The 25,835-nt window shown below is 57.6% G+C and carries 26 protein-coding genes; 20 read left to right on the forward strand and 6 right to left on the reverse strand.

Translation table 11 applies throughout. From position 1 onward, the window contains the following. Window positions 1-10: 10 nt before the first annotated feature. Complete coding sequence (gene cyaY, locus IM304_RS13925; RefSeq protein WP_148421629.1) at window positions 11-331, reverse strand: iron donor protein CyaY; 321 nt, start codon at window positions 329-331, stop codon at window positions 11-13. Window positions 332-466: 135 nt separating this feature from the next. On the opposite strand from cyaY, the gene IM304_RS13930 reads away from it, so the two are divergent. From IM304_RS13930 to corA, 8 genes are all read left to right on the forward strand, one after another. Continuing rightward, window positions 467-670, forward strand: a complete 204-nt coding sequence (locus IM304_RS13930) for a lipoprotein (RefSeq protein WP_148421627.1) — start codon at window positions 467-469, stop codon at window positions 668-670. Window positions 671-705: 35 nt separating this feature from the next. Then, window positions 706-1,530, forward strand: coding sequence for a diaminopimelate epimerase (gene dapF / locus IM304_RS13935; protein ID WP_148421689.1), 825 nt, complete (start codon window positions 706-708; stop codon window positions 1,528-1,530). Next, window positions 1,527-2,234, forward strand: coding sequence for a DUF484 domain-containing protein (locus IM304_RS13940; protein WP_148421625.1), 708 nt, complete (start codon window positions 1,527-1,529; stop codon window positions 2,232-2,234). Before dapF ends, IM304_RS13940 begins: the two co-directional genes overlap by 4 nt. Next, complete coding sequence (gene xerC, locus IM304_RS13945) at window positions 2,231-3,133, forward strand: tyrosine recombinase XerC (RefSeq protein ID WP_148421623.1); 903 nt, start codon at window positions 2,231-2,233, stop codon at window positions 3,131-3,133. Before IM304_RS13940 ends, xerC begins: the two co-directional genes overlap by 4 nt. Continuing rightward, window positions 3,133-3,849 (forward strand): 5-amino-6-(5-phospho-D-ribitylamino)uracil phosphatase YigB, encoded by a 717-nt coding sequence (gene yigB / locus IM304_RS13950; RefSeq protein WP_148421621.1) that lies wholly within the window; start codon window positions 3,133-3,135, stop codon window positions 3,847-3,849. The genes xerC and yigB overlap by 1 nt, the downstream gene beginning before the upstream one ends. Before the next feature lie 79 nt (window positions 3,850-3,928). Beyond that, entirely contained in the window at window positions 3,929-6,091 is a 2,163-nt protein-coding gene (gene uvrD / locus IM304_RS13955; protein WP_148421619.1) for a DNA helicase II, read from the forward strand. A gap of 149 nt (window positions 6,092-6,240) precedes the next feature. Beyond that, complete coding sequence (gene ysgD / locus IM304_RS22285) at window positions 6,241-6,297, forward strand: YsgD/CorL family protein (RefSeq protein ID WP_212743980.1); 57 nt, start codon at window positions 6,241-6,243, stop codon at window positions 6,295-6,297. A gap of 150 nt (window positions 6,298-6,447) precedes the next feature. Beyond that, entirely contained in the window at window positions 6,448-7,398 is a 951-nt protein-coding gene (gene corA, locus IM304_RS13960; RefSeq protein WP_003860807.1) for a magnesium/cobalt transporter CorA, read from the forward strand. Between the two features lie 46 nt (window positions 7,399-7,444). Here corA and rarD read toward each other — a convergent pair whose 3' ends face one another. Continuing rightward, window positions 7,445-8,341 (reverse strand): EamA family transporter RarD, encoded by an 897-nt coding sequence (gene rarD / locus IM304_RS13965; protein WP_193355348.1) that lies wholly within the window; start codon window positions 8,339-8,341, stop codon window positions 7,445-7,447. 51 nt (window positions 8,342-8,392) lie between these two features. After that, window positions 8,393-8,860 carry an acyl-CoA thioesterase YigI gene (gene yigI, locus IM304_RS13970; protein ID WP_006812366.1) on the reverse strand — a complete coding sequence of 156 codons (468 nt, stop codon included), beginning with the start codon at window positions 8,858-8,860 and terminating at the stop codon, window positions 8,393-8,395. A gap of 160 nt (window positions 8,861-9,020) precedes the next feature. Here yigI and pldA point away from each other — a divergent pair, with 160 nt between their 5' ends. From pldA to rhtC, 3 genes are all read left to right on the forward strand, one after another. Continuing rightward, window positions 9,021-9,890: a phospholipase A gene (gene pldA, locus IM304_RS13975; protein ID WP_148421615.1), complete on the forward strand. Its 870-nt coding sequence runs from the start codon at window positions 9,021-9,023 to the stop codon at window positions 9,888-9,890. Window positions 9,891-9,980: 90 nt separating this feature from the next. Further along, the gene (gene recQ, locus IM304_RS13980; protein ID WP_148421613.1) at window positions 9,981-11,810 is read left to right on the forward strand and encodes an ATP-dependent DNA helicase RecQ; all 1,830 of its coding nucleotides are present in this window, start codon (window positions 9,981-9,983) and stop codon (window positions 11,808-11,810) included. A gap of 61 nt (window positions 11,811-11,871) precedes the next feature. Then, a complete protein-coding gene (gene rhtC / locus IM304_RS13985; RefSeq protein WP_148421611.1) occupies window positions 11,872-12,492 on the forward strand; it encodes a threonine export protein RhtC in 621 nt (206 codons plus the stop codon). Here rhtC and rhtB read toward each other — a convergent pair. Further along, on the reverse strand, window positions 12,489-13,109 hold the full coding sequence (gene rhtB, locus IM304_RS13990) for a homoserine/homoserine lactone efflux protein (protein ID WP_148421609.1): 621 nt from the start codon (window positions 13,107-13,109) through the stop codon (window positions 12,489-12,491). The genes rhtC and rhtB overlap by 4 nt on opposite strands. A gap of 110 nt (window positions 13,110-13,219) precedes the next feature. On the opposite strand from rhtB, the gene pldB reads away from it, so the two are divergent. From pldB to IM304_RS14005, 3 genes are all read left to right on the forward strand, one after another. Next, window positions 13,220-14,212, forward strand: a complete 993-nt coding sequence (gene pldB, locus IM304_RS13995) for a lysophospholipase L2 (protein WP_193355347.1) — start codon at window positions 13,220-13,222, stop codon at window positions 14,210-14,212. A gap of 30 nt (window positions 14,213-14,242) precedes the next feature. Beyond that, window positions 14,243-15,043, forward strand: a complete 801-nt coding sequence (yigL, locus tag IM304_RS14000; RefSeq protein WP_148421605.1) for a sugar/pyridoxal phosphate phosphatase YigL — start codon at window positions 14,243-14,245, stop codon at window positions 15,041-15,043. An 82-nt stretch (window positions 15,044-15,125) separates the two neighbouring features. Then, the gene (locus IM304_RS14005) at window positions 15,126-16,025 is read left to right on the forward strand and encodes a carboxylate/amino acid/amine transporter (RefSeq protein ID WP_193355346.1); all 900 of its coding nucleotides are present in this window, start codon (window positions 15,126-15,128) and stop codon (window positions 16,023-16,025) included. On the opposite strand, the gene metR is transcribed toward IM304_RS14005, so the two are convergent. Then, window positions 15,913-16,866 carry an HTH-type transcriptional regulator MetR gene (metR, locus tag IM304_RS14010; protein ID WP_063868862.1) on the reverse strand — a complete coding sequence of 318 codons (954 nt, stop codon included), beginning with the start codon at window positions 16,864-16,866 and terminating at the stop codon, window positions 15,913-15,915. The two genes, IM304_RS14005 and metR, sit on opposite strands and share 113 nt — an antisense overlap. A 116-nt stretch (window positions 16,867-16,982) precedes the next feature. On the opposite strand from metR, the gene metE reads away from it, so the two are divergent. Continuing rightward, complete coding sequence (gene metE / locus IM304_RS14015) at window positions 16,983-19,244, forward strand: 5-methyltetrahydropteroyltriglutamate--homocysteine S-methyltransferase (RefSeq protein WP_193355345.1); 2,262 nt, start codon at window positions 16,983-16,985, stop codon at window positions 19,242-19,244. A 53-nt stretch (window positions 19,245-19,297) separates the two neighbouring features. Here metE and IM304_RS14020 read toward each other — a convergent pair whose 3' ends face one another. Continuing rightward, a complete protein-coding gene (locus tag IM304_RS14020) occupies window positions 19,298-20,104 on the reverse strand; it encodes a dienelactone hydrolase family protein (protein ID WP_176609002.1) in 807 nt (268 codons plus the stop codon). A 259-nt stretch (window positions 20,105-20,363) separates the two neighbouring features. Between IM304_RS14020 and udp the strand changes: the two genes are divergently transcribed. From udp to ubiB, 5 genes are all read left to right on the forward strand, one after another. Continuing rightward, window positions 20,364-21,125, forward strand: a complete 762-nt coding sequence (gene udp, locus IM304_RS14025; protein WP_003860792.1) for a uridine phosphorylase — start codon at window positions 20,364-20,366, stop codon at window positions 21,123-21,125. A 139-nt stretch (window positions 21,126-21,264) separates the two neighbouring features. Continuing rightward, window positions 21,265-22,722: a DNA recombination protein RmuC gene (gene rmuC, locus IM304_RS14030; protein ID WP_176609001.1), complete on the forward strand. Its 1,458-nt coding sequence runs from the start codon at window positions 21,265-21,267 to the stop codon at window positions 22,720-22,722. A 66-nt stretch (window positions 22,723-22,788) separates the two neighbouring features. Beyond that, window positions 22,789-23,544, forward strand: coding sequence for a bifunctional demethylmenaquinone methyltransferase/2-methoxy-6-polyprenyl-1,4-benzoquinol methylase UbiE (ubiE, locus tag IM304_RS14035; RefSeq protein ID WP_003860790.1), 756 nt, complete (start codon window positions 22,789-22,791; stop codon window positions 23,542-23,544). A gap of 13 nt (window positions 23,545-23,557) precedes the next feature. Beyond that, the gene (gene ubiJ, locus IM304_RS14040; protein ID WP_193355344.1) at window positions 23,558-24,163 is read left to right on the forward strand and encodes a ubiquinone biosynthesis protein UbiJ; all 606 of its coding nucleotides are present in this window, start codon (window positions 23,558-23,560) and stop codon (window positions 24,161-24,163) included. Then, window positions 24,160-25,800: a ubiquinone biosynthesis regulatory protein kinase UbiB gene (gene ubiB, locus IM304_RS14045; RefSeq protein ID WP_148421593.1), complete on the forward strand. Its 1,641-nt coding sequence runs from the start codon at window positions 24,160-24,162 to the stop codon at window positions 25,798-25,800. Before ubiJ ends, ubiB begins: the two co-directional genes overlap by 4 nt. Window positions 25,801-25,835: the final 35 nt, after the last annotated feature.

Genomic DNA, 25,835 nt, shown 5'->3' on the forward strand with positions numbered 1-25,835 from the left:
CAGCAAAAAACTACCTGAAACTCACGTCCTCGCCCGCCTGCGCCGTCGCTGCCTGCTCCAGCAGATCCCAGAACGTTTCGCCGCTGCGGTCGCAAATCCACTCGTCACCTTTCAGATCAAAGTGATAGCCGCCCTGTTTGGCCGCCAGCCATACCTGGTGAAGTGGCTCCTGGCGGTTAATAATGATTTTGCTGCCGTTTTCAAAACTCAGGGTCAGGATCCCGCCGTTGATTTCACAATCGATATCGCTGTCGCCGTCCCAGTCGTCCAGACGCTCTTCGATGGTCATCCACAGGGTGTCGGCGAGGCGATGAAATTCACTGTCGTTCATGGTGTTGTTCCTGTTTTTCGTGATGGCGGCAGTATAACGCTAAATAATTCCCGTTGCAGGAAAGCGGCAAACTCTTGCTTTTGTGTCTTCTCCTGCGATGATAGAAACAGATTTGAACTTACGGGCAACCTCTACATGAAAAACGTCTTTCGAACGCTTGCCGTTCTTGTCACTCTGTTTAGCCTGACCGGCTGTGGACTGAAAGGGCCGCTGTACTTCCCGCCAGAGGATAAAAACGCACCACCGCCGACGAAACCGGTGCAAAGTGGTATCGAGTCATCAACGCCGAATACTAACGATCGCGGCAACAACGGTGGCCCGACTCAGGTCAATCTCTGACGATTACGTTCTGTACCCGCGCAATGGAGCAAATGATGCAGTTCTCTAAGATGCATGGCCTTGGCAACGATTTTATGGTCGTCGACGCGGTAACGCAGAATGTTTTTTTCTCCCCGGAGCTGATCCGTCGTCTGGCGGATCGACACGTGGGGGTGGGGTTTGATCAGCTGCTGGTGGTGGAACCTCCTTACGATCCTGACCTGGACTTCCACTATCGCATTTTTAACGCCGACGGCAGTGAAGTCTCCCAGTGCGGCAACGGCGCGCGCTGTTTTGCCCGCTTTGTTCGCCTGAAAGGGCTGACCAACAAGCGCGATATCCGCGTCAGCACGGCCAATGGCCGGATGGTGCTCAGCGTCACTGACGACGAGCTGGTGCGCGTGAACATGGGCGAGCCGAACTTCGAACCGTCTGCCGTGCCGTTTCGCGCCAACAAAGCGGAAAAGACCTATATCATGCGTGCCGCCGAGCAGACAGTATTGTGCGGCGTCGTCTCGATGGGTAACCCGCACTGCGTAATTCAGGTGGATGATGTTGCCACCGCTGCGGTTGAAACGCTTGGCCCGGTGCTTGAAGGCCATGAACGCTTTCCTGAGCGGGCGAACATCGGCTTCATGCAGGTGGTGAAGCGTGAACACATTCGCCTGCGGGTTTACGAGCGCGGCGCGGGCGAAACCCAGGCCTGCGGAAGCGGTGCCTGTGCGGCCGTGGCTGTTGGTATCTCCCAGGGGTTACTGGCGGAAGAGGTTCGCGTGGAATTGCCAGGCGGGCGGCTTGATATCGCCTGGAAAGGACCGGGTCATCCACTGTACATGACTGGCCCGGCGACACATGTTTATGACGGGTTTATCCATCTATGAAGCAACCAGGGGAAGAACTGCAGGAACCCGTAACGGAGCTGGACGATAGCGCAGTTGTGGATTACCTGCTGAACAATCCTGAGTTTTTTATCCGCAATGCACGCGTCGTCGAACGGATGCGCGTGCCGCATCCGGTTCGCGAGACCGTGTCGCTGGTCGAATGGCACATGGCGCGCTCGCGCAACCACATCAGCCAGCTCGAAGAGAACATGACGCTGCTGATGGAGCAGGCCAGCACTAACGAAAGCCTGTTCTACCGCCTTCTGCACCTGCAGGCGCGCCTGGCTTCTGCGCACAGCCTCGAAGAGTTCCTCAACCGCTTCCATCGCTGGGCGCGCGAGCTGGGGCTGGCAGGCGCAACTATCCGCCTGTTCCCTGACCGCTGGCGTATTGGTGCGCCGTCCGGTTTTACCCACCTGGCGCTGAGCCGTCAGGCGTTTGAGCCGCTGCGCATTCAGCGTCTGGGCCACGAGCACCATTATCTGGGGCCGCTGAACGGGCCAGAGCTGCTGGTGGTGCTGCCTGAAGCTAAAGCCATCGGCTCGGTGGCGATGTCGCTGATGGGGCGCGACGGCGATCTGGGCGTGATGTTATTTACCAGCCGCGACGCGCATCACTATGAGCAAGGGCAGGGCACGCAGCTGTTGCAGGAGGTAGCACTGATGCTGCCCGAGCTGCTGGAGCGCTGGATCGAGCGCGTATGATGGACGATCTCCTCGCCGCTGACGTCACGCGCTTTCTGCGTTACCTGAGCGTGGAACGCCAGCTCAGCCCCGTCACGCTGCTGAACTATCGGCGCCAGCTTGAAGCCATCATGCAGATTGCCGGCGACATCGGCCTTAAAAGCTGGCAGCAGTGCGACGCCGCGACGGTACGCGGCTTCGTGGTGCGTAGCCGTAAAAAAAACTTAAGCCCGGCGAGCCTGGCGCTCCGGCTCTCTGCGCTGCGCAGCTTCTTCGACTGGCTGGTCAGCCAGGGCAGCCTGAAAGCCAACCCGGCAAAGGGTATTGCCACGCCAAAGGCTCCGCGCCATCTGCCTAAAAATATCGACGTTGACGACGTAAACCGCCTGCTGGATATCGATCTTAACGATCCGCTGGCCGTGCGCGACCGCGCGATGCTGGAAGTAATGTACGGTGCCGGGCTGCGTCTGTCAGAGCTGGTCAATCTCGACATAAAACACCTCGATCTGGAAACGGGTGAAGTTTGGGTAATGGGCAAGGGCAGCAAAGAGCGCCGCCTGCCGATTGGCCGCAACGCCGTCTCGTGGATCGAGCACTGGCTGGATCTGCGCGGGTTGTTTGGCGCGGAAGACGATGCGCTGTTCTTATCGAAGCTCGGCAAGCGGATCTCGGCGCGTAACGTGCAGAAGCGCTTTGCGGAGTGGGGGATCAAACAGGGGCTGAACAGCCACGTTCACCCGCACAAGCTGCGCCACTCCTTTGCGACGCACATGCTGGAATCGAGCGGCGACCTGCGCGGCGTGCAGGAACTTCTTGGTCACGCGAATCTGTCGACCACTCAAATCTATACCCACTTAGACTTCCAACACCTTGCCTCGGTGTATGACGCGGCGCATCCACGCGCCAAACGGGGGAAATAATGCGTTTTTACCGCCCACTCGGTCAGATCTCAGCCCTGACGTTTGATCTTGATGACACTCTTTACGACAACCGCCCGGTGATCGTGCGCACCGAGCAGGAGTCGCTGGCGTTTGTGCAGAACTATCATCCTGCGCTGAAAGCGATGCAGAACAAAGACTTCCAGCTGCTGCGCCAGTCCCTGCGGGAAACCGAACCGGAGATTTACCACGACGTAACCGAATGGCGTCGTCGTGCTGTTGAGCAGGCAATGCTCAACGCGGGCCTGAGCGCGCAGGAAGCGGCCGTGGGTGCCGAAGCGGCCATGGAAAACTTCGCCAGATGGCGTAGCCGCATCGACGTGCCGCAGGAAACCCACGACACGCTGGCTAAACTGGCCGCGAAATGGCCGCTGGTGGCAATAACAAACGGCAATGCCCAGCCAGAACTGTTTGGCCTGGGGAATTATTTTCAGTTCGTGCTGCGCGCGGGCCCGCACGGACGCTCGAAGCCGTTCAACGATATGTATCATCTGGCGGCGGAAAAGCTGGGCTTACCGCTCGGTGAAATTCTGCACGTGGGCGATGACCTGACCACGGACGTTGCCGGGGCGATCCGCTGCGGCATGCAGGCCTGCTGGATCAAGCCGGAAAACGCCGACCTGATGACCACATCCGACAGCCGTCTTCTGCCGCACGTGGAAATTTCACGGTTGGCATCCCTCACGACGCTGATATAATCATCAATTGTTCTGTATAAATTAACAGGGTTTTGGCGAGTGGAAACATTCGCCTGCCCGACATGACGTGACGGTGCCAATGGACGTTTCTTACCTGCTCGACAGCCTTAATGACAAACAGCGTGACGCGGTTGCCGCCTCGCGTACAAACCTGCTGGTACTGGCTGGAGCGGGCAGTGGTAAGACGCGCGTGCTGGTTCACCGTATCGCCTGGCTCCAGAGCGTGGAGAACTGTTCGCCGTACTCCATCATGGCGGTGACGTTTACCAACAAGGCGGCGGCAGAGATGCGCCACCGTATCGCACAGCTGATGGGCACCAGCCAGGGCGGCATGTGGGTTGGCACCTTCCACGGCCTGGCGCACCGTCTGCTGCGCGCACATCACATGGACGCCAACCTGCCGCAGGATTTCCAGATCCTCGACAGTGAAGACCAGCTTCGCCTGCTTAAACGCCTGATTAAGGCGATGAACCTCGACGAGAAGCAGTGGCCGCCGCGTCAGGCGATGTGGTACATCAACGGTCAGAAAGACGAGGGGCTGCGCCCGCACCACATTCAGAGCTTCGGCAACCCGGTCGAGCAGACCTGGCAGAACGTGTACAAGGCCTATCAGGAAGCGTGCGACCGCGCCGGCCTGGTCGATTTTGCCGAGCTGCTGCTGCGCGCCCACGAGCTGTGGCTGAATAAGCCGCATATCCTGCAACATTACCGCGAGCGCTTCACCAACATCCTGGTGGACGAATTCCAGGATACCAACAACATCCAGTACGCCTGGATCCGCCTGCTGGCGGGGGATACCGGCAAGGTGATGATCGTAGGGGATGACGACCAGTCTATCTACGGCTGGCGCGGGGCGCAGGTAGAGAACATCCAGCGCTTCCTCAACGATTTCCCCGGCGCGCAAACCATCCGACTGGAGCAGAACTATCGTTCAACCAGCAACATTCTGAGCGCGGCCAACGCCCTGATTGAAAACAACAACGGGCGTCTGGGTAAAAAGCTGTGGACGGACGGCGTCGACGGCGAACCTATTTCGATTTACTGCGCCTTCAACGAGCTCGACGAAGCGCGCTTCGTGGTGAACCGTATCAAAACCTGGCAGGACAACGGCGGCGCGCTGGAGCAGTGTGCCATTCTCTATCGCAGCAACGCCCAGTCGCGCGTGCTGGAAGAGGCGCTGTTACAGGTGAGCATGCCGTACCGTATTTATGGCGGTATGCGCTTCTTCGAACGTCAGGAAATCAAAGATGCCCTTTCGTATCTGCGCCTGATTGCCAACCGTAACGACGATGCGGCGTTTGAGCGCGTGGTAAACACGCCGACGCGCGGCATCGGTGACCGTACGCTGGACGTGGTGCGCCAGGCCTCGCGCGATCGCCAGCTCACGCTCTGGCAGGCGTGCCGCGAGCTGTTACAGGAAAAAGCCCTCGCCGGGCGCGCCGCGAGCGCGCTGCAGCGCTTCCTGGAGCTAATTGACGCGCTGGCGCAGGAAACCGCCGACATGCCGCTGCACGTGCAGACCGACCGGGTGATCAAAGACTCCGGCCTGCGCACCATGTACGAGCAGGAAAAAGGCGAGAAGGGCCAGACCCGTATTGAGAACTTAGAGGAACTGGTGACGGCAACGCGCCAGTTCAGCTACAACGAAGAAGATGAAGACCTGATGCCGTTGCAGGCATTCCTCTCTCACGCCGCGCTTGAGGCGGGTGAAGGGCAGGCCGATACCTGGCAGGATGCGGTTCAGCTGATGACCCTGCACTCCGCGAAAGGTCTGGAGTTCCCGCAGGTGTTTATCGTCGGGATGGAAGAAGGCATGTTCCCGAGCCAGATGTCGCTGGATGAGGGCGGACGGCTGGAAGAGGAGCGTCGTCTGGCCTACGTGGGCGTGACCCGTGCGATGCAGAAGCTGACGCTGACCTACGCCGAAACCCGCCGTCTGTACGGGAAAGAGGTGTATCACCGTCCGTCGCGCTTTATCGGCGAGCTGCCGGAAGAGTGCGTGGAAGAGGTGCGTCTGCGCGCCAGCATCAGCCGTCCGGTCAGCCATCAGCGTATGGGGTCGCCAATCTCTGAAACCGACACCGGCTACAAGCTGGGCCAGCGCGTTCGCCATTCGAAGTTTGGCGAAGGAACCATCGTAAACCTGGAAGGCAGCGGCGAGCACAGCCGTTTGCAGGTCGCGTTCCAGGGGCAGGGGATCAAATGGCTGGTAGCGGCCTATGCGAAGCTGGAAAGTGTGTAACTTTCAGAAAAATATCACTATTTTGTAATAATCTGCTAGCCTTATACGTTGAAGGTCAATTAATGCCCTTCAGCGTTCCGTTGCGTGTTGACGCCACAGTTATTGCTGGCGTAACATGCGCGCACGATTACGCTAAGAGGACATTCGCCTTGGACACACCCAGTAGATACTGGCTCAATTCCCTGTCATCCAGGAACAACTCCTAAGGCTATCTCCTCTTGCTGATGGCCTTAGTGGTTGTCAGCGACTGCATCATTCCCGTCGCGCTGAGTCAGGCTGTTTAATGGTCTGAAACCCAATTTGTTTCTGTGTGCCCACCGAACTGTCCGATATTTTTTGCATTGGGAGTCCCGGTCATGTTGAGCGCATTTCAACTCGAAAATAACCGACTGACTCGGCTTGAAGCCGAAGAGTCACAGCCCCTCATTGATGCCGTATGGGTGGATCTGGTCGAGCCGGACGACGATGAACGCCTTCGCGTACAATCTGAACTGGGGCAAAGCCTGGCGACACGCCCGGAACTGGAAGACATCGAAGCATCCGCCCGTTTTTTTGAAGACGAAGACGGCCTGCACATTCACTCCTTCTTCTTCTTTGAAGATGCCGAAGACCACGCGGGGAACTCCACCGTGGCGTTCACCATCCGTGATGGCCGCCTGTTTACCCTGCGCGAGCGCGAACTGCCTGCGTTTCGTCTCTACCGCATGCGCGCCCGCAGCCAGGCGATGATGGACGGCAACGCCTACGAGCTGCTGCTGGACCTGTTTGAAACCAAAATCGAACAGCTGGCGGATGAAATTGAAAACATCTACAGCGATCTGGAAAAGCTGAGCCGGGTGATCATGGAAGGCCATCAGGGCGATGAGTACGACGAAGCGTTGTCCACGCTGGCGGAGCTGGAAGATATCGGCTGGAAGGTGCGCCTGTGTCTGATGGATACCCAGCGCGCGCTGAACTTCCTGGTGCGCAAGGCGCGTCTGCCGGGCGGCCAGCTGGAGCAGGCGCGTGAGATCTTACGCGATATCGAATCCCTGCTGCCGCACAACGAATCCCTGTTCCAGAAGGTGAACTTCCTGATGCAGGCGGCGATGGGCTTTATCAACATCGAGCAGAACCGCATTATCAAGATCTTCTCGGTGGTATCCGTGGTGTTCCTGCCGCCGACGCTGGTGGCATCCAGCTACGGGATGAACTTTGAGTTTATGCCGGAGCTGAAGTGGAGCTTTGGCTACCCGGGGGCGATTATCTTTATGATCCTCGCGGGGCTGGCGCCGTATCTGTACTTCAAGCGGAAGAACTGGCTGTAAGATCCAGGCGAATTCCCTCTCCCGGTGGGAGAGGGTGAGGGCAGCATCACAACCCTTTACGCACCCGGCGCTGGGTATAAATCGCATCGGCGACAAATATCGCCAGCGCCACCCAGATAAACGCGAACGTGACCATCTTATCTGCCCCCGGCACTTCGCCGTAAAACACCACTGCCAGCAGGAACATTAGCGTCGGGCCAATGTACTGGAAGAAGCCCAGCGTGGAGAGGCGAAGACGCGTTGCCGCGCCGGTGAAGCACAGAAGGGGGATCGTCGTGACCACGCCTGCGGCCATCAGCATCAGGTTCAGCGTCCACGGGTTGCTGCCCATGTGGCTCGTCGCGCTGTCGGCAATGCCAAACAGGTAGATCGCGGCAACCGGCAGCAGCCACAGGGTTTCAAACAGCATTCCCGTCTGCGCTTCTACGGCAATTTTCTTACGCACCAGGCCGTAAAACGCAAAGCTGAATGCCAGCCCCAGGGCGATAACCGGCAGCGAGCCGAAGGTCCACAACTGCACCAGCACGCCGCAGAAGGCCAGAATCACGGCCACCCACTGCATGCGGCGGAACCGCTCGCCGAGGAAAATCATCCCCAGCAAAATATTCACCAGCGGATTAATAAAGTAGCCAAGGCTCGCTTCGAGCATGTGGTGGTTATTTACCGCCCAGATAAACAGCAGCCAGTTTCCGCCAATCAGCACCGCGGAGAGCGCAAGCAGGAACACCTTCTTCGGGGTTTTGAGCAGCGTTTTGACGCCTGACCACTGGCGGCTAATGCTCATCAGCGCGATCATAAAGAAAAACGACCAGATGACGCGGTGGGTGAGGATCTCGTCCGCCGGTACATAGGCGATAAGCTTGAAGTACGCTGGTGCAATACCCCAAATAAAATAAGCGGCAAGGGCGAGTAAAACGCCCTGCCGCGTCTGTTTAGCATCCATCGGGAAAATCCGTTACAAAAAAGTGAAGTAATTTTACCCGATTTTGCCGCCTCAACCCACCATATAAGTGGCGGTTGCGCTGGCGATATAAACCTGCTCTTCGTTATGCAGCTCAACGCGGGCAACGGCAACTTTATTCCCGGCGCGCAGCAGGCTGCTGGTGCAGGTAAAGCGATTTCCACGCCCCGGACGCAGGTAGTCGACGCGTAAATCGATGGTGCCCATGCGTGAAAGGCGCTGGCGCAGCTCATCTTCGTTGATGGTATCGTGGCGCGTCAGCGTGCTGCCCACGCAGACCAGCCCTGCCGCCACGTCCAGCGCAGAGGCAATAACGCCGCCGTGTAAAATGCTTTGCGCCCAGTTACCCACCATCATTGGCTGGTTATTGAAGCTCAGCTGGGCAAAGTCTTTTTCGTATCGCTCCAGCTCAAGACCGAGCGCTCGGTTGAACGGCATGTGGTACACAAAAATCTCGCCCACGAGTTTTAAGGTTTCTTCGGCAGTTAGCGTGGCTGACATGAGACGCGGCATCCTTGTTGTTAACAAAATGTTGATTTTATGCTTCAGGATTAAGGAATGCCACTTTAAGAAACGAGGTAGCGGAAGTTATCGCAGAAGTCTGTAGAATGCCCGGACAAAACTATTCATTAAATGTCACCATTTCAGGAGAACACCACCGATGCGGACGTATCTGGGTTGGTTACTGGCGGCGGTTGCGCTGCCCCTCACAGCATATGCGCAGGAAGCGACGATCAAAGAGGTGCATGATAAGCCTGCCGTTCAGGGCAGCATCATCGCCAATATGCTTCAGGAGCATGACAATCCGTTCACGCTTTACCCTTACGACACGAACTACGTGATTTACACCCAGACCAGCGATCTCAACAAAGAGGCGATAAGCTCCTATAACTGGTCTGATAATGCGCGTAAAGATGAGGTGAAGTTCCAGCTCAGCCTCGCCTTCCCGTTCTGGCGTGGGATTTTAGGGCCTAACTCGGTGCTTGGCGCGTCGTACACCCAGAAGTCCTGGTGGCAGCTCTCCAACAGCGGCGAATCTTCACCGTTCCGCGAAACCAACTATGAACCGCAGCTGTTCCTCGGTTTCGCCACCGATTATGAGTTTGCAGGCTGGACGCTGCGCGACGTTGAGGTGGGCTTCAACCATGATTCCAACGGTCGTTCCGACCCAACCTCACGCAGCTGGAACCGCGCCTATACGCGTCTGATGGCGCAGAACGGCAATTTCATGGTGGAAGTGAAGCCGTGGTATGTGGTGGGCGATACCGATGACAACCCGGATATCACCAAATACATGGGTTACTACCAGCTTAAGGTGGGCTATCAGCTGGGTGACGCGGTGCTGAGCGCCAAAGGTCAGTACAACTGGAATACCGGATACGGCGGCGCTGAGCTGGGCCTGAGCTACCCGGTAACGAAACACGTACGCCTTTATACTCAGGTATATAGCGGCTACGGCGAATCGCTGATCGACTATAACTTCAACCAGACCCGCGTCGGCGTGGGCGTGATGCTGAACGATATTTTCTAAGCTGCTCGAATGTTTTTTCGTTAAACGTTGAAGTTTCTCTCTCAGGCGCTGAAAATAGCGCCTGTTTCATTTCTGGCATATGGGGTTAACGTGGCGCAGGCGGAAGTATTGAATCAGGAATCGCTGGCTAAACAGGTTTTGCATGAAACCTTTGGCTATCAGCAGTTCCGCCCTGGCCAGGAAACCATCATTGAAACCGTGCTGGAAGGGCGCGATTGCCTGGTGGTGATGCCGACCGGCGGCGGGAAATCGCTCTGCTATCAGGTGCCCGCGCTGGTGCTTAACGGCCTGACGGTCGTGGTATCCCCGCTTATTTCCCTGATGAAAGACCAGGTCGACCAGCTGCTCGCCAACGGCGTAGCTGCCGCCTGTCTTAACTCAACCCAGACCCGCGAGCAGCAGCAAGAGGTGATGGCCGGGTGCCGTACCGGGCAGGTTCGCCTGCTGTATATTGCGCCAGAGCGCCTGATGCTGGACAACTTCCTCGATCACCTGGCGCACTGGAATCCGGTGCTGCTGGCGGTGGATGAAGCGCACTGTATCTCACAGTGGGGGCATGACTTCCGCCCCGAATATGCCGCTCTCGGCCAGCTGCGTCAGCGCTTCCCTGAGCTGCCGTTTATGGCGCTTACCGCCACGGCGGATGACACCACGCGTCTGGATATCGTTCGCCTGCTGGGGCTGAACGACCCCTACATTCAGGTCAGCAGCTTCGACCGCCCGAACATCCGCTACATGCTGATGGAAAAATTCAAGCCGCTGGACCAGCTCTTACGCTACGTGCAGGAGCAGCGCGGCAAGTCCGGCATCATCTACTGCAACAGCCGCGCGAAGGTGGAAGACACCGCCGCGCGTCTGCAAAACCGCGGCTTTAGCGCCGCGGCCTATCACGCCGGGCTGGAGAACCACATCCGCGCCGACGTGCAGGAGAAATTCCAGCGCGACGATTTGCAAATCGTGGTGGCGACGGTGGCGTTCGGCATGGGTATCAACAAGCCCAACGTCCGCTTCGTGGTGCATTTCGACATCCCGCGCAACATCGAATCTTACTATCAGGAAACCGGCCGCGCGGGGCGCGACGGCCTGCCTGCGGAAGCGATGCTGTTTTACGATCCGGCCGACATGGCGTGGCTGCGCCGCTGCCTGGAAGAGAAACCGCAGGGTCAATTGCAGGATATCGAGCGCCACAAGCTCAACGCGATGGGCGCGTTTGCCGAAGCGCAGACCTGCCGCCGCCTGGTGCTGCTCAACTACTTTGGGGAAGGGCGCCAGGAGCCGTGCGGCAACTGTGATATCTGCCTTGACCCGCCGAAGCAGTACGACGGCCTGATGGACGCGCGTAAAGCGCTCTCGACTATCGGACGCGTGAACCAGCGCTTCGGGATGGGCTACGTGGTAGAAGTGCTGCGCGGTGCCAACAACCAGCGTATCCGCGACATGGGCCACGACAAGCTGCCGGTTTACGGCATCGGTAAAGACCAGAGCCACGAGCACTGGGTGAGTATCATCCGCCAGCTGATCCACCTTGGCTTTGCCACGCAAAACATTGCCCAGCACTCTGCGCTTCAGCTAACCGAAGCCGCGCGACCGGTCCTGCGCGGTGAAGTTGAACTGAAGCTCGCCGTTCCGCGCGTCATCGCCCTGAAGCCGCGCGTGATGCAGAAATCCTACGGCGGCAACTACGACCGCAAGCTGTTCGCCAAGCTGCGCAAGCTGCGTAAAGCCATAGCTGATGAAGAGAACATCCCGCCATACGTGGTGTTCAACGACGCGACGCTGATTGAGATGGCCGAACAGATGCCCCTCAGCGCCAGCGAGATGCTCAGCGTCAACGGCGTCGGCACGCGTAAGCTGGAGCGCTTTGGTAAAGAGTTTATGGCGCTTATCCGTTCCCACGCTGATGGTGATGATGAGGAGTAGTCAGCCGGGCTAAAAAGTGCCAGGATGATGACTCACTGAATTATTTCCCCGCGAGCTAATTATGTTAATGCTATTTCTCACCGTGGCGTTAGTGCACATCGTTGCGCTGATGAGTCCTGGCCCTGACTTTTTCTTCGTGTCGCAAACGGCCGTCAGCCGCTCCCGCAAAGAGGCGATGATGGGCGTGCTCGGTATTACCATGGGCGTCATGGTCTGGGCAGCGGTTGCGCTGCTCGGTCTGAACCTGATCCTGGCGAAGATGGCGTGGCTGCATAACATCATCATGGTCGGTGGCGGTCTGTACCTGTGCTGGATGGGCTACCAGATGCTGCGCGGGGCCTTAAAGAAAGAAGCGAAAAAACCGGAAGCGCCAAAGGTAGAGCTGGCCACCGGAGGCCGTAGCTTTGTGAAAGGGCTGCTGACCAACCTGGCGAACCCGAAAGCGATCATCTACTTCGGCTCTGTGTTCTCGCTGTTTGTCGGCGACAGCGTCGGCGCAGGCGCACGCTGGGGGATATTCCTGCTGATCGTTGTTGAGACGTTTGCCTGGTTCACTATCGTTGCCAGCCTGTTCGCCTTACCGGCGATGCGCCGCGGCTACCAGCGCATCGCTAAGTGGATCGACGGCTTTGCCGGCGCGCTGTTCGCCGGCTTCGGCATTCATCTTATCCTCTCTCGCTAAGCATGACGCGCTGACGCAAGCAGCGCGCCAACCAGCATAAACAGCGAACCAAAGACTTTATTCAGGGCCTTCATCTGCTTAGGCCCTTTGATCCACGCCGCAATTCGCTGCGCCAGCGTTGCGTAACCAATCATCACGATGATGTCGACAATGATAGTGGTCGCGCCCAGCACCACGTACTGCATCACCTGCGGCTGATGCGGCACGATGAACTGCGGAAACAGGGCGGCAAGGAACACAATGCTTTTCGGATTGGTCAGGTTAACGAATACCGCGCGCTTAAACAGGTGCCCGCGGGTTTGCGTCCGGGAGAGCGTGTTCAGGTCAATCGAGCCTGCCGCCCGCCACTGCTGAATACCGAGCCAAATCAGATACGCCGCACCTGCCCATTTCAGCACCTCAAAGGCCAGCACCGAGCGGGAGAACAGCGTCCCCAGGCCAATCCCCACCAGCACAATGTGAATGCCGAGCCCGGTCTGTAAGCCGGCAATCGACGCCACCGCACCGCGATAGCCATGGTTGATGGAGGTGGTCATGGTGTTAATTGCGCCAGAGCCAGGTGAAAGGCTGAGGATGATGGATGTCAGCAGGTAAGCGAACCACCACTCGAAGGTCATTTGAAGCTCCCGGAACGTCTGTTTTTATGCCACAATACGCTATTGTTGAGTCATTTTGTGACCGGTGACGAAAAAAACAATATTCCCTGAAAACGGGGGGTGGAAACCCGATGTTGCAGCAGAAAAAGGACTGGGAAACGCGAGAAAACGCATTTGCTGCTTTCTCCATGGGGCCGCTGACCGATTTCTGGCGCCAGCGTGAGGAAGATGAGTTTACGGGCGTCGGGGATATCCCGGTACGCTTCGTTCGTTTCCGTGATGAAAAAAATGACCGGGTGATTGTGGTCTGCCCCGGGCGTATCGAAAGCTACATCAAATATGCCGAGCTGGCGTATGACCTGTTCCATCTGGGTTTTGACGTGTTAATTATCGACCATCGCGGGCAGGGACTCTCCGGCCGGATGTTGCCGGATACCCATCGCGGACACGTGGATAACTTCAGCGATTACGTCGACGATCTGGCCGCCTTCTGGCAGCAGGAAGTGCAGCCCGGCCCGTGGCGCAAGCGCTATATTCTGGCGCACTCCATGGGCGGCGCCATTTCTACGCTCTTTTTGCAGCGCTACGATCACCAGTGCGATGCCATTGCGCTTACCGCGCCGATGTATGGCATCGTGATACGTTTTCCGGACTGGATGGTGCGCCATCTTCTCGACTGGGCTGAGGGCCATCAGCGCATTCGCGAAGGTTACGCCATCGGAACGGGGCGCTGGCGGGCTTTGCCGTTTGCCATCAACGTCTTAACCCACAGCCGGCAGCGTTATCGCCGCAACCTGCGCTTCTATGCCGACGAGCCGCGCCTGCGCGTTGGCGGCCCCACCTGGCACTGGGTGCGGGAAGGTATTCATGCCGGTGAGCAGGTGCTGGCTGGCGTTGGTGATGATGACACGCCGACGCTCCTGATTCAGGCAGAAGAAGAGCGTGTGGTAGATAACCGCATGCACGACCGCTATTGTGAACTGCGCGCCGCCGCGGGCCATCCCTGTGAAGGGGGTAAACCGCTGGTCATCAACGGCGCGTACCATGAGATCCTTTTTGAAAAGGACGCTATGCGCTCAGTCGCGCTCAACGCCATTGTTGAATTTTTCAACAGGCATAACTGATTCTTGCTTTTACCAGAGGTTTAAATCCCTATGTACCAGGTTGTTGCATCTGATTTAGATGGCACGCTGCTTTCTCCCGACCACACCCTGTCGCCTTACGCGAAAGAGACCTTAAAACTCCTGACTGCCCGCGGCGTGAACTTTGTGTTCGCCACGGGCCGCCACCACGTGGACGTGGGGCAGATCCGCGATAACCTGGAGATCAGGTCGTACATGATCACCTCCAACGGCGCGCGCGTGCATGACACGGACGGCAACCTGATTTTCACCCACAACCTGGATCGCGATATTGCTACCGATCTGTTTGGCGTGGTGCATAACAACCCGGATATCGTTACCAACGTTTACCGCGACGACGAATGGTTTATGAACCGTCATCGTCCGGACGAAATGCGCTTCTTCAAGGAAGCGGTGTTCAGCTATTCCCTGTATGAGCCGGGTTTGCTGGATCCTGAAGGGATCAGCAAGGTGTTCTTTACCTGTGAAAGCCACGAAGCCCTGCTGCCGCTGGAGCAGGCGATTAACGCGCGCTGGGGCGACCGCGTAAACGTGAGCTTCTCCACGCTGACCTGTCTGGAAGTGATGGCGGGCGGGGTGTCCAAAGGCCATGCGCTGGAAGCGGTAGCAAAACGCCTGGGCTTTGATCTGAAAGACTGCATCGCCTTTGGCGACGGCATGAACGATGCCGAGATGCTCTCTATGGCGGGCAAAGGCTGCATCATGCAGAACGCGCACCAGCGCCTGAAGGATCTGCACCCGGAGCTGGAGGTCATCGGCACCAACGGCGACAACGCGGTACCAAAATACCTGCGCAAGCTGTTCCTTGAATAATCTTCATTCGGTTGTTTATTGTTCAGATGTCAACTAAAGAGTTCGCTACAATGCCTCTCCTTCTTTCTCAGAGACAAGCATTGTGGCGCTACTCATTATCACCACTATCCTGTGGGCCTTCTCCTTTAGCCTGATTGGCGAATACCTTGCCGGATCGGTCGACAGCTACTTCTCGGTGCTGATGCGCGTAGGGCTGGCGGCGCTGGTATTCCTGCCGTTCCTGCGCACCCGCGGGCAAACGCTGAAAACCATTCTGCTGTACATGCTGGTGGGCGCGATGCAGCTCGGCATCATGTATCTGTTCAGCTTCAGGGCTTACGTTTACCTGTCCGTCTCGGAGTTTCTGCTCTTTACCGTGCTTACGCCGCTCTATATCACGCTGATTTACGATCTGCTGAGCAAGCGCCGCCTGCGCTGGGGATATCTGCTGAGCGCCGCGCTGGCGGTGGTTGGCGCGGCGATCATTCGCTACGACAAGGTGAGCGATCACTTCTGGACCGGGCTGATGTTCGTCCAGCTCGCCAATATCAGCTTCGCCATCGGTATGGTGGGCTACAAGCGCCTGATGGAAACCCGCCCGATGCCGCAGCACAACGCCTTTGCGTGGTTCTATACGGGCGCGGCGATCGTCGCGGTGGCGGCGTGGTTTCTGCTCGGCAACCCGCAAAAGCTGCCGACCACCTCCGTGCAGTGGGGAGTGCTGGTCTGGCTGGGCGTGGTGGCGTCAGGGCTGGGATATTTCATGTGGAACTACGGCGCTACGCAGGTAGACGCCGGTACGCTTGGGATCATGAACAACGTGCACGTGCCGGCGGGGCTGCTGGTGAACCTCGCCATCTGGCAGGAACAGCCGCACTGGCCGAGTTTCCTTATTGGGGGAACGGTGATCCTGGCTTCGCTGTGGGTACATCGCCGCTGGGTCGCTCCGCGCTCCGCACAAACGGAAGATGGTCGCACGCGTGGTTCCGCGCTGAGCGAATAAACGCTTCCGTAATCGGCTGACGCTGCTCGCCGTCGCGCACGGCGGCGTACAGCCGGCTCCACAGTCCTTCACCCAGGGTTTTGGTCACGACAAGACCCTGGCGTTCAACGGTCTCGACCACCCAGTGCGGCAGCGCCGCGATCCCCATTCTGGCCGCCACCATCTGGATCAGCAGCAGGGTATTGTCCACGCTTTTCAGCTGTGGGCTAATGCCAGCGGGCTGCAGGAAGTGACGCCAGATATCCAGGCGACTGCGCTGCACCGGGTAAATCAGCAGCGTTTCGCTGGCAAGATCTTCCGGCGTAATGCGCGTTTTGGCGGCCAGCGGGTGATCCGGCGCCAGTACCAGACGCACCTCAAAATCAAACATCGGCGAATAGTGCAGGCCGCTGCGCGGCAGAATGTCCGAGGTCATCACCAGATCCAGCTCGCCCTGCTGGAGCGACGGCTGCGGATCAAACGTGACGCCGGATTTGAAGTCCATCTCCACCTGCGGCCACTTCTGGCGGAAGTTCTCAAGCGCGGGGGTCAGCCACTGAATACAGCTGTGACACTCAATAGCGATGCGCAGCGTGGTCTGCTGCGGCTCGTTGCAGGACTGCAGCGCGCTGGCAATTTGCGGCAGTACCTGGTTAGCCAGCTGAAGCAGAATTTCGCCCTGCGGCGTAAAGCGCAGCGGCTGGCTCTTACGCACGAAAAGACGGAAGCCGAGGCGTTGTTCCAGATCGCTGAACTGGTGCGAAAGGGCAGACTGGGTCTGGTGCAGCGTGGCCGCTGCCGCCGCAAGAGAACCGCAGTTCCGCAACGCTTGTAGCGTTTTCAGGTGTTTAATCTCGATCATGAAAGTCCTTCACTTCGCCATGAACATTTTGCGCTTGAGGAATATACAGTACCTGCCAATTATAGAAGTGTAAACATCTGGACGTCTAAATAACGAATTTCTACAAGGGGTATGCCATGACAATCCGCAATCACACTCTCGGTTTCCCTCGCGTTGGCCTGCGTCGCGAGCTGAAAAAAGCGCAAGAAAGCTACTGGGCGGGTAATACCACCCGTGAAGAACTGCTGGCGGTGGGGCGTGAGCTTCGTGCACGTCACTGGGAGCAGCAAAAGCAGGCGGGCATTGACCTGCTGCCGGTGGGCGATTTTGCCTGGTACGACCATGTTCTGACGACCAGCCTGCTGCTTGGCAACGTGCCGGCTCGTCATCAGAACAACGATGGGTCGGTAGATATCGATACCCTGTTCCGCATTGGCCGTGGCCGTGCGCCAACGGGTGAGCCAGCGGCGGCGGCGGAAATGACCAAATGGTTTAACACCAACTATCACTATATGGTGCCGGAGTTTGTAAAAGGTCAGCAGTTCAGGCTGACCTGGACCCAGCTTCTGGATGAAGTGGACGAAGCGCTGGCGCTGGGCCACCAGGTAAAACCGGTGCTGCTGGGGCCGGTAACGTACCTGTGGCTCGGCAAAGTGAAAGGCGAGCAGTTCGATCGTCTGAGCCTGCTGAAGGACATTCTGCCGGTCTACAAACAGGTGCTGATTGAGCTGGGCAAACGCGGCATTCAGTGGGTGCAAATCGACGAGCCGGCGCTGGTGCTCGAGCTGCCCCAGGTTTGGCTCGACGCCTTCAGGCCGGCGTATGACGCGCTCACAGGGCAGGTGAAGCTGCTGCTGACGACCTATTTCGAGGGCGTGACGCCGAACCTCGCCACCATCGCCAGACTGCCGGTGCAGGGCCTGCACGTTGACCTCGTACACGGTAAGGACGATGTCGCGGAACTGCACAAGCGACTGCCCGCAGACTGGCTGCTCTCCGCTGGCCTGATTAACGGCCGTAACGTCTGGCGCGCCGATCTGACGGAGAAATATGCGCAAATCAAAGATATCGTCGGCAAACGTGAGCTGTGGGTGGCCTCCTCCTGTTCACTGCTGCACAGCCCGATCGACCTGAGCGTAGAGACCCGACTGGATGCCGAGGTAAAAAGCTGGTTTGCCTTCGCCCTGCAAAAATGTGAAGAGCTGGCCCTGCTGCGCGACGCCCTGAACAGCGGCGATACGGCGGCGATTGCCGACTGGAGCGCACCGATCCAGGCACGTCGCCACTCGGCGCGCGTGCACAACCCGGCGGTGGAGAAACGTCTGGCGACCATCACCGGCCAGGACAGCCAGCGTCAAAGCCCGTATGAGGTGCGCGCCGAAGCCCAGCGCGCCCGCTTCAACCTGCCCGCGTGGCCGACCACGACCATCGGCTCTTTCCCGCAAACGACGGAGATCCGCAGCCTGCGCCTGGACTTCAAAAAGGGCAACCTCGATGCGAACCACTACCGCACCGGTATCGCCGAACACATCAAGCAGGCGATCGTCGAGCAGGAACGCCTCGGGCTGGACGTGCTGGTACACGGCGAGGCCGAGCGTAACGACATGGTGGAATACTTTGGTGAACACCTGGACGGCTTCGTCTTTACCCAGAACGGCTGGGTGCAGAGCTACGGATCCCGCTGCGTGAAGCCGCCGGTAGTCATTGGCGACGTCAGCCGCCCCGAAGCGATCACGGTTGAGTGGGCGAAGTATGCCCAGTCGCTGACCGAAAGGCCGGTAAAAGGCATGCTGACCGGGCCGGTGACGATCCTCTGCTGGTCCTTCCCGCGCGAAGACGTGACCCGCGAAACCATCGCCAAACAGATAGCGCTGGCGCTGCGGGATGAAGTGGCGGATCTGGAGGCGGCGGGCATTGGCATCATTCAGATCGACGAGCCGGCGCTGCGCGAAGGTCTGCCGCTGCGCCGCAGCGACTGGGATGCCTATTTACGGTGGGGCGTGGAAGCGTTCCGCATCAGCGCCGCCGTCGCTAAGGACGACACGCAGATCCACACCCACATGTGCTACTGCGAATTTAACGACATCATGGATTCGATTGCCGCGCTGGATGCCGACGTTATTACCATCGAGACCTCGCGTTCAGACATGGAACTGCTGGAGTCGTTTGAAGAGTTCGACTACCCGAATGAAATAGGGCCGGGCGTGTATGACATTCACTCCCCGAACGTGCCAAGCGTGGAGTGGATTGAGGCCCTGCTGCAAAAAGCAGCCCAGCGCATCCCCGCGGAACGCCTGTGGGTGAACCCGGACTGCGGCCTGAAAACCCGCGGCTGGCCGGAGACGCGCGCGGCGCTGGCGAACATGGTGAAGGCGGCGCAGAACTTGCGTCAGGGTTAAGACATTTGGTTGATGTAGGCCCGGTAAGGCGTAGCCGCCGCCGGGCTTTTACTTTACGCTTTCTTCCCGCCGTACTGGCTGAACCACGCCAGCATTCTCTGCCAGCCATCTTTCGCGGATTCGGCGTGATAGCTCGGACGATAGTCGGCGTTAAACGCGTGTCCGGCATCCGGATACACCACAATCTCCGCCTTCGCATTCGCCGCGCGTAGGGCATGGCGCATGGTCTCGACGGTATCAAGCGGGATCCCCGTATCCTGGCCACCATACAGGCCTAATACCGGTGCATTTAAATCCGTGGCGATATCCACCGGATATTTCGGTGAGTTCAGGGTCTTTTCCCCCACCAGTTTGCCGTACCAGGCGACGGCGGCTTTGAGCTGTGGATTATGCGCGGCATACAGCCAGCTAATACGTCCACCCCAGCAGAAACCCGTTATCATCAGTCGATGCGCATCACCGCCGTTGCGCGCCGCCCAGTTGGCAACATGATCCAGATCGGCCAGCACCTGCGCATCCGGCACTTTGCTGACCAGGTTGCTGAACAGCGTCGGGATGTCGCTGTAATCGTTAGGATCGCCCTGACGGAAATAGAGCTCTGGCGCAACGGCCAGATAGCCCTCCAGCGCCAGACGGCGGCACAGGTCGCGAATATGTTCATGAACGCCAAATATTTCCTGAACCACAATCACGATGGGCAGCGGGCCCTCGGCGGATTTTGGCCGCGCGTGGTACGCCGGCATGTTCTCTCCCTGCGAGGGAATGGAGGTCTCGCCCGCGGTAATAGCCTCTTCAGGAGTTGAGACGATGGTTGAAGCATGCGGGGCAGCAGCAGGTGCAAAACCGGTTTTTTCAGTCATGGCATTCTCCGTACCAATGAATGGATTAGCGCAAAGATAAATATAGACACCAGGTTAACAACCCACAGTGCCTCATAGCGTCTATCTTTTGTGCAGCACCCTACGTTATAACTTGTTAATGTGATGTAAATCACTATTTTGTGGAAATTAACTGCAACCATTTTCATTCATGGTGAGGTGTGTCACGAAATGATGCGTGTTGCTTCTGTAAAGTACCGTTTTACTTCTTCTGACTAACCGACCCACAGAGGAGTCACCTATGTCTAAGTCTGATGTTTTTCATCTCGGCCTCACTAAAAACGATTTACAAGGGGCTACGCTTGCTATCGTCCCCGGCGATCCTGAGCGTGTGGAAAAGATCGCCGCGCTGATGGATAAGCCGGTTAAGCTGGCAGCCCATCGCGAATTCACCACCTGGCGCGCGGAGCTGGACGGTAAAGCGGTGATCGTGTGCTCTACCGGTATTGGTGGCCCGTCTACCTCTATCGCCGTTGAAGAGCTGGCGCAGCTGGGCATTCGTACTTTCCTGCGTATCGGCACCACTGGCGCCATTCAGCCGCACATCAACGTGGGCGACGTGCTGGTGACGACGGCATCCGTCCGTCTGGACGGCGCAAGCCTGCACTTTGCGCCGATGGAGTTCCCGGCAGTGGCTGATTTCGAATGCACCACCGCGCTGGTTGAAGCGGCGAAATCCGTGGGTGCCACCACTCACGTGGGCGTCACGGCATCCTCCGATACCTTCTACCCGGGCCAGGAGCGTTACGACACCTTCTCAGGTCGCGTGGTCAGCCGCTTCAAAGGCTCTATGGAAGAGTGGCAGTCCATGGGCGTGATGAACTACGAAATGGAATCCGCGACGCTGTTGACCATGTGCGCGAGCCAGGGTCTGCGTGCCGGTATGGTGGCGGGCGTTATCGTCAACCGTACCCAGCAGGAGATCCCGAACGCCGAAACCATGAAGCAGACTGAAAGCCATGCGGTGAAAATCGTGGTAGAAGCGGCTCGCCGCCTGATCTAATCCTCTCTTCTGAGAGTAAAGGCCGACGCGTTCGGCCTTTATTTTTTGCGTAGCGCCTCGCAGGAAAACCCTTTCAAACTGGACGTTTATACAGCACAATTCTATTTTGTGCGGGTAATACGTGGATGCAGGGGGCATTGTGGATATCTCAATCCTGATTTATGCGGTAGTTGCGCTGGCGAGTGCGGGGATTGGCTGGCTCATCTCCAGCTATCAGCACGCGCAGCAGAAAGCCGAGCAGCTGGCAGAGCGCGAGGAGATCGTCGCCGAGCTCAGCGCAACGAAGCAGCAGCTTTCGTTAAGCGCTCACTGGCGCGACGAGTGCGAACTGCTCAATAACGAACTGCGTAACCTGCGGGATATCAACACCTCGCTGGAGGCCGATCTTCGCGAAGTAACCACCCGCCTCGAATCCACCCAGCTGCACGCCGAAGACAAAATCCGCCAGATGATCAACAGCGAGCAGCGCCTTAGCGAGCAGTTTGAGAACCTCGCGAACCGTATTTTTGAACACAGCAACCGCCGCGTGGATGAACAGAATCGCCAGAGCCTGAACAGCCTGCTGACGCCGCTGCGCGAACAGCTGGACGGCTTTCGCCGCCAGGTGCAGGACAGCTTTGGTCAGGAGGCACGCGAGCGCCACACGCTGGCGCATGAAATTCGTAATCTCCAGCAGCTGAATGCCCAGATGGCGCAAGAGGCGGTTAACCTGACGCGCGCCCTCAAAGGCGATAACAAAGCGCAGGGGAACTGGGGCGAAGTCGTTTTAACCCGCGTGCTGGAAGCCTCTGGCCTGCGCGAGGGATACGAATATGAGACGCAGGTCAGCATCGAGACTGACGCGCGCTCGCGAATGCAGCCGGACGTGATTGTGCGTCTGCCGCAGGGCAAAGATGTGGTCATTGATGCGAAAATGACGCTGGTGGCCTATGAACGCTACTTCAACGCCGAGGATGACTACACCCGCGAATCGGCGCTGCAGGAGCATATTGCTTCCGTACGTAACCATATTCGTCAGCTTGGCAGAAAAGACTATCAGCAGTTGCCGGGGCTGCGATCGCTGGATTACGTGCTGATGTTTATTCCGGTCGAGCCGGCCTTTCTGCTGGCGCTAGACAGACAGCCCGAACTGATCACCGAAGCGCTGAAAAATAACATTATGCTGGTCAGCCCCACCACGCTGCTGGTGGCATTACGCACCATTGCCAACCTGTGGCGCTATGAACACCAGAGCCGTAACGCGCAGCAGATTGCCGATCGCGCCAGCAAGCTGTACGACAAAATGCGGCTGTTTGTGGACGATATGTCCTCGGTGGGGCAAAGCCTGGATCGGGCGCAGGATAATTACCGTCAGGCGATGAAAAAACTCTCCTCCGGGCGCGGCAATTTGCTGGCGCAGGCGGAGGCGTTTCGCAGCCTGGGGGTGGAGGTTAAACGCGAGATTAATCCGGATCTGGTGGAGCAGGCGACCGCGCAGGACGAAGAGTTCCGCCTGCGCGAAGGCGACGCTGAGCAAAATACCCGCAATGAAGACAACGATTTAGCGGCGAGTTTATCACCAGAAGCGCAGCCGACGCGTTTCTTTCGCGGTGGTTGAAACGTAGGGCAAATGCGCCCAATCTGTTACACTTCACGAACATTTGACTGATTAGCAGGCTCTGAGATGGTTGACGATTCACAAGACACGACGCACTTTGGCTTTCAGACTGTCGCCAAAGCGCAGAAAGCTGACATGGTGGCCCACGTATTTCATTCCGTGGCGGCGAAGTACGATGTGATGAATGATTTGATGTCATTCGGCATTCATCGCTTGTGGAAGCGCTTCACCATTGATTGCAGCGGCGTACGCCGTGGACAGACGGTGCTGGATTTAGCCGGAGGAACGGGCGATCTCACCGCAAAATTTTCCCGCCTGGTAGGTGAAACCGGTCGCGTGGTGCTGGCCGATATCAACGATTCCATGCTGAAAATGGGACGCGAGAAGCTGCGCAACATCGGCGTGGTAGGCAATGTTGAATACGTTCAGGCCAACGCCGAAGCGCTGCCGTTCCCGGACAATACCTTTGACTGCATCACCATCTCTTTCGGGCTGCGTAACGTGACCGATAAAGATAAAGCGCTGCGCTCTATGTACCGCGTGCTGAAGCCGGGTGGACGCCTGCTGGTGCTCGAGTTCTCCAAACCGATTATCGACCCGCTGAGCAAAGCCTACGATGCGTATTCCTTCCACGTTCTGCCACGCATTGGCGAGCTGGTGGCGAACGATGCCGAAAGTTACCGTTATCTGGCTGAATCCATCCGAATGCACCCGGATCAGGACACGCTGAAAGCGATGATGCAGGATGCAGAATTTGAAAACGTGGAGTACTTCAATATGACGGCGGGTGTCGTCGCGCTGCATCGTGGTTACAAGTTCTGAGTGGAGGTTTCCCGTGCCCATTAAACCCTTAGTCACCGCAGGCATCGAGAATGTATTGAATGCCTTTCTGTATCGCGCCCCGGCGCTCAAAACCGCACGTCAGCGGCTTAACGGAAAGGTACTGCGTATCGTTTTAAAAGAGTTCTCGACGCCGCTTGTGCTGGTCTTCAGCGAACGCCAGCTTGACGTTCTGGGTGAGTGGGAAGGCGAGGCTGACTGCTCGGTGATCACGCACATGAGCGTGTTGCCAAAACTGCGCGATCGCCAGCAGCTGACGGCGCTTATTCGCAGCGGCGAGCTGGAAGTCCAGGGCGATATTCAGGTGGTACAGAACTTCGCTGCGCTTAGCGACCAGGCTGAATTCGACCCGGCGGAGCTGCTGGCGCCCTATATCGGCGATATCGCGGCTGAAGGGATAAGCAAAACGCTGCGCAAGGGTTCTGCTTTTTTGCGCAAAGGTCTTCAGCGTCAACAGCGCTATGCTGCTGAGGTTCTTACCGAAGAGTGGCGTATGGCGCCGGGGCCATTGGAAGTTGCCTGGTTTGCAGAAGAGACCGCGGCAGTTGAGCGCGCAGTGGATGCGTTAACCAAACGGCTGGAAAAACTGGAGGGCAAATGACGCCTGGTGAAATTCGGCGCCTCTATTTTATCGTTCGCACCTTTTTGAGCTACGGGCTCGACGAGCTTATCCCCAGAATGCGCATCACCCTGCCGCTTCGGCTTTGGCGGCGCACGCTGTTCTGGATGCCGAATCGCCATAAAGATCAGGAGCTGGGTACACGCCTGCGTCTTGCTTTGCAGGAACTGGGTCCGGTCTGGATCAAGTTTGGTCAGATGCTCTCAACACGTCGCGATCTTTTCCCGCCGGAGATAGCCGACCAGCTCGCGCTGTTGCAGGACCGCGTCGCCCCGTTTGATGGGGAGAGGGCAAAGAAACAAATCGAAGAAGCGATGGGCAATATTCCCATCGATACCTGGTTTGATGATTTCGATATCCAGCCTCTGGCATCCGCTTCTATCGCGCAGGTTCACACCGCGCGCCTGAAGGAAAATGGCAAAGAGGTGGTCATCAAGGTGATTCGCCCGGATATCCTGCCGGTTATCAGAGCGGACATGAAGCTGATTTATCGTCTGGCTCGCTGGGTGCCGCGCCTGCTGCCGGATGGTCGCCGTCTGCGCCCGCTGGAAGTGGTACGGGAATACGAAAAAACGCTGATTGATGAGCTAAACCTGCTGCGCGAGTCGGCGAACGCCATTCAGCTGCGTCGTAACTTTGAAAACAGCCCGATGCTGTATGTTCCTGAAGTCTATTCTGACTATTGCAGCCAGAACATGATGGTGATGGAACGTATCTACGGTATTCCGGTCTCGGACGTGGTGGCGCTGGAAAAACAGGGCACCAACATGAAGCTGCTGGCCGAAAGGGGCGTGCAGGTCTTCTTTACTCAGGTTTTCCGCGACAGCTTCTTCCATGCGGATATGCATCCTGGCAACATTTTTGTCAGCTATGAGCACCCGGAAGATCCGCAATATATTGGCATCGACTGCGGTATTGTCGGCTCGCTGAACAAAGAGGATAAGCGTTATCTCGCCGAGAACTTTATCGCGTTCTTCAACCGCGACTACCGTAAGGTGGCCGAACTGCACGTAGATTCAGGCTGGGTTCCGCCAGATACCAACGTGGAAGAGTTCGAGTTTGCGATCCGCACCGTCTGCGAACCGATTTTTGAAAAGCCTCTGTCGGAGATCTCGTTCGGACACGTTCTGCTCAACCTGTTCAACACCGCGCGCCGTTTCAATATGGAAGTGCAGCCTCAATTAGTTTTACTTCAGAAAACATTACTTTACGTTGAGGGCGTAGGCCGCCAGCTCTATCCTCAGTTAGACTTGTGGAAAACCGCTAAACCCTTCCTCGAATCCTGGATTAAGGATCAGGTCGGTATTCCAGCGCTGGTTCGCTCGCTTAAGGAGAAAGGCCCGTTCTGGATTGAAAAAATGCCTGAAATTCCTGAGCTGGTTTACGACAGTTTGCGTCAGAGCAAGAACCTTCAGCACAGCATGGATAAAATCGCGCACGAGCTTCAATCCAGCCGCGTGCGTCAGGGGCAGTCTCGCTATCTCTTCGGAATTGGCGCGACGCTGCTGATAAGCGGCACGTTGCTATTGATCAATCGCCCGGACTGGGAAATGATGCCTGCGTGGATTATGGCTGCCGGTGTTGTTGTCTGGCTTGCTGGCTGGCGAAAAACGCGCTGAATTAGCGTCGCTATCGATGGGTTGCATACGTATAA

The sequence above is a fragment of the Enterobacter cloacae complex sp. P40C2 genome, assembly GCF_014930695.1.
Classification (GTDB): Bacteria; Pseudomonadota; Gammaproteobacteria; order Enterobacterales; family Enterobacteriaceae; genus Enterobacter; species Enterobacter pasteurii.

Bases quoted from the DNA above. Each gene is read 5' to 3' on its own strand.
- cyaY (WP_148421629.1), bottom strand. From the start codon at position 331: ATGAACGACAGTGAATTTCATCGCCTCGCCGACACCCTGTGGATGACC.
- IM304_RS13930 (WP_148421627.1), top strand. From the start codon at position 467: ATGAAAAACGTCTTTCGAACGCTTGCCGTTCTTGTCACTCTGTTTAGC.
- dapF (WP_148421689.1), top strand. From the start codon at position 706: ATGCAGTTCTCTAAGATGCATGGCCTTGGCAACGATTTTATGGTCGTC.
- IM304_RS13940 (WP_148421625.1), top strand. From the start codon at position 1,527: ATGAAGCAACCAGGGGAAGAACTGCAGGAACCCGTAACGGAGCTGGAC.
- xerC (WP_148421623.1), top strand. From the start codon at position 2,231: ATGATGGACGATCTCCTCGCCGCTGACGTCACGCGCTTTCTGCGTTAC.
- yigB (WP_148421621.1), top strand. From the start codon at position 3,133: ATGCGTTTTTACCGCCCACTCGGTCAGATCTCAGCCCTGACGTTTGAT.
- uvrD (WP_148421619.1), top strand. From the start codon at position 3,929: ATGGACGTTTCTTACCTGCTCGACAGCCTTAATGACAAACAGCGTGAC.
- corA (WP_003860807.1), top strand. From the start codon at position 6,448: ATGTTGAGCGCATTTCAACTCGAAAATAACCGACTGACTCGGCTTGAA.
- rarD (WP_193355348.1), bottom strand. From the start codon at position 8,341: ATGGATGCTAAACAGACGCGGCAGGGCGTTTTACTCGCCCTTGCCGCT.
- yigI (WP_006812366.1), bottom strand. From the start codon at position 8,860: ATGTCAGCCACGCTAACTGCCGAAGAAACCTTAAAACTCGTGGGCGAG.
- pldA (WP_148421615.1), top strand. From the start codon at position 9,021: ATGCGGACGTATCTGGGTTGGTTACTGGCGGCGGTTGCGCTGCCCCTC.
- rhtC (WP_148421611.1), top strand. From the start codon at position 11,872: ATGTTAATGCTATTTCTCACCGTGGCGTTAGTGCACATCGTTGCGCTG.
- rhtB (WP_148421609.1), bottom strand. From the start codon at position 13,109: ATGACCTTCGAGTGGTGGTTCGCTTACCTGCTGACATCCATCATCCTC.
- pldB (WP_193355347.1), top strand. From the start codon at position 13,220: ATGTTGCAGCAGAAAAAGGACTGGGAAACGCGAGAAAACGCATTTGCT.
- yigL (WP_148421605.1), top strand. From the start codon at position 14,243: ATGTACCAGGTTGTTGCATCTGATTTAGATGGCACGCTGCTTTCTCCC.
- metR (WP_063868862.1), bottom strand. From the start codon at position 16,866: ATGATCGAGATTAAACACCTGAAAACGCTACAAGCGTTGCGGAACTGC.
- metE (WP_193355345.1), top strand. From the start codon at position 16,983: ATGACAATCCGCAATCACACTCTCGGTTTCCCTCGCGTTGGCCTGCGT.
- IM304_RS14020 (WP_176609002.1), bottom strand. From the start codon at position 20,104: ATGACTGAAAAAACCGGTTTTGCACCTGCTGCTGCCCCGCATGCTTCA.
- udp (WP_003860792.1), top strand. From the start codon at position 20,364: ATGTCTAAGTCTGATGTTTTTCATCTCGGCCTCACTAAAAACGATTTA.
- ubiE (WP_003860790.1), top strand. From the start codon at position 22,789: ATGGTTGACGATTCACAAGACACGACGCACTTTGGCTTTCAGACTGTC.
- ubiB (WP_148421593.1), top strand. From the start codon at position 24,160: ATGACGCCTGGTGAAATTCGGCGCCTCTATTTTATCGTTCGCACCTTT.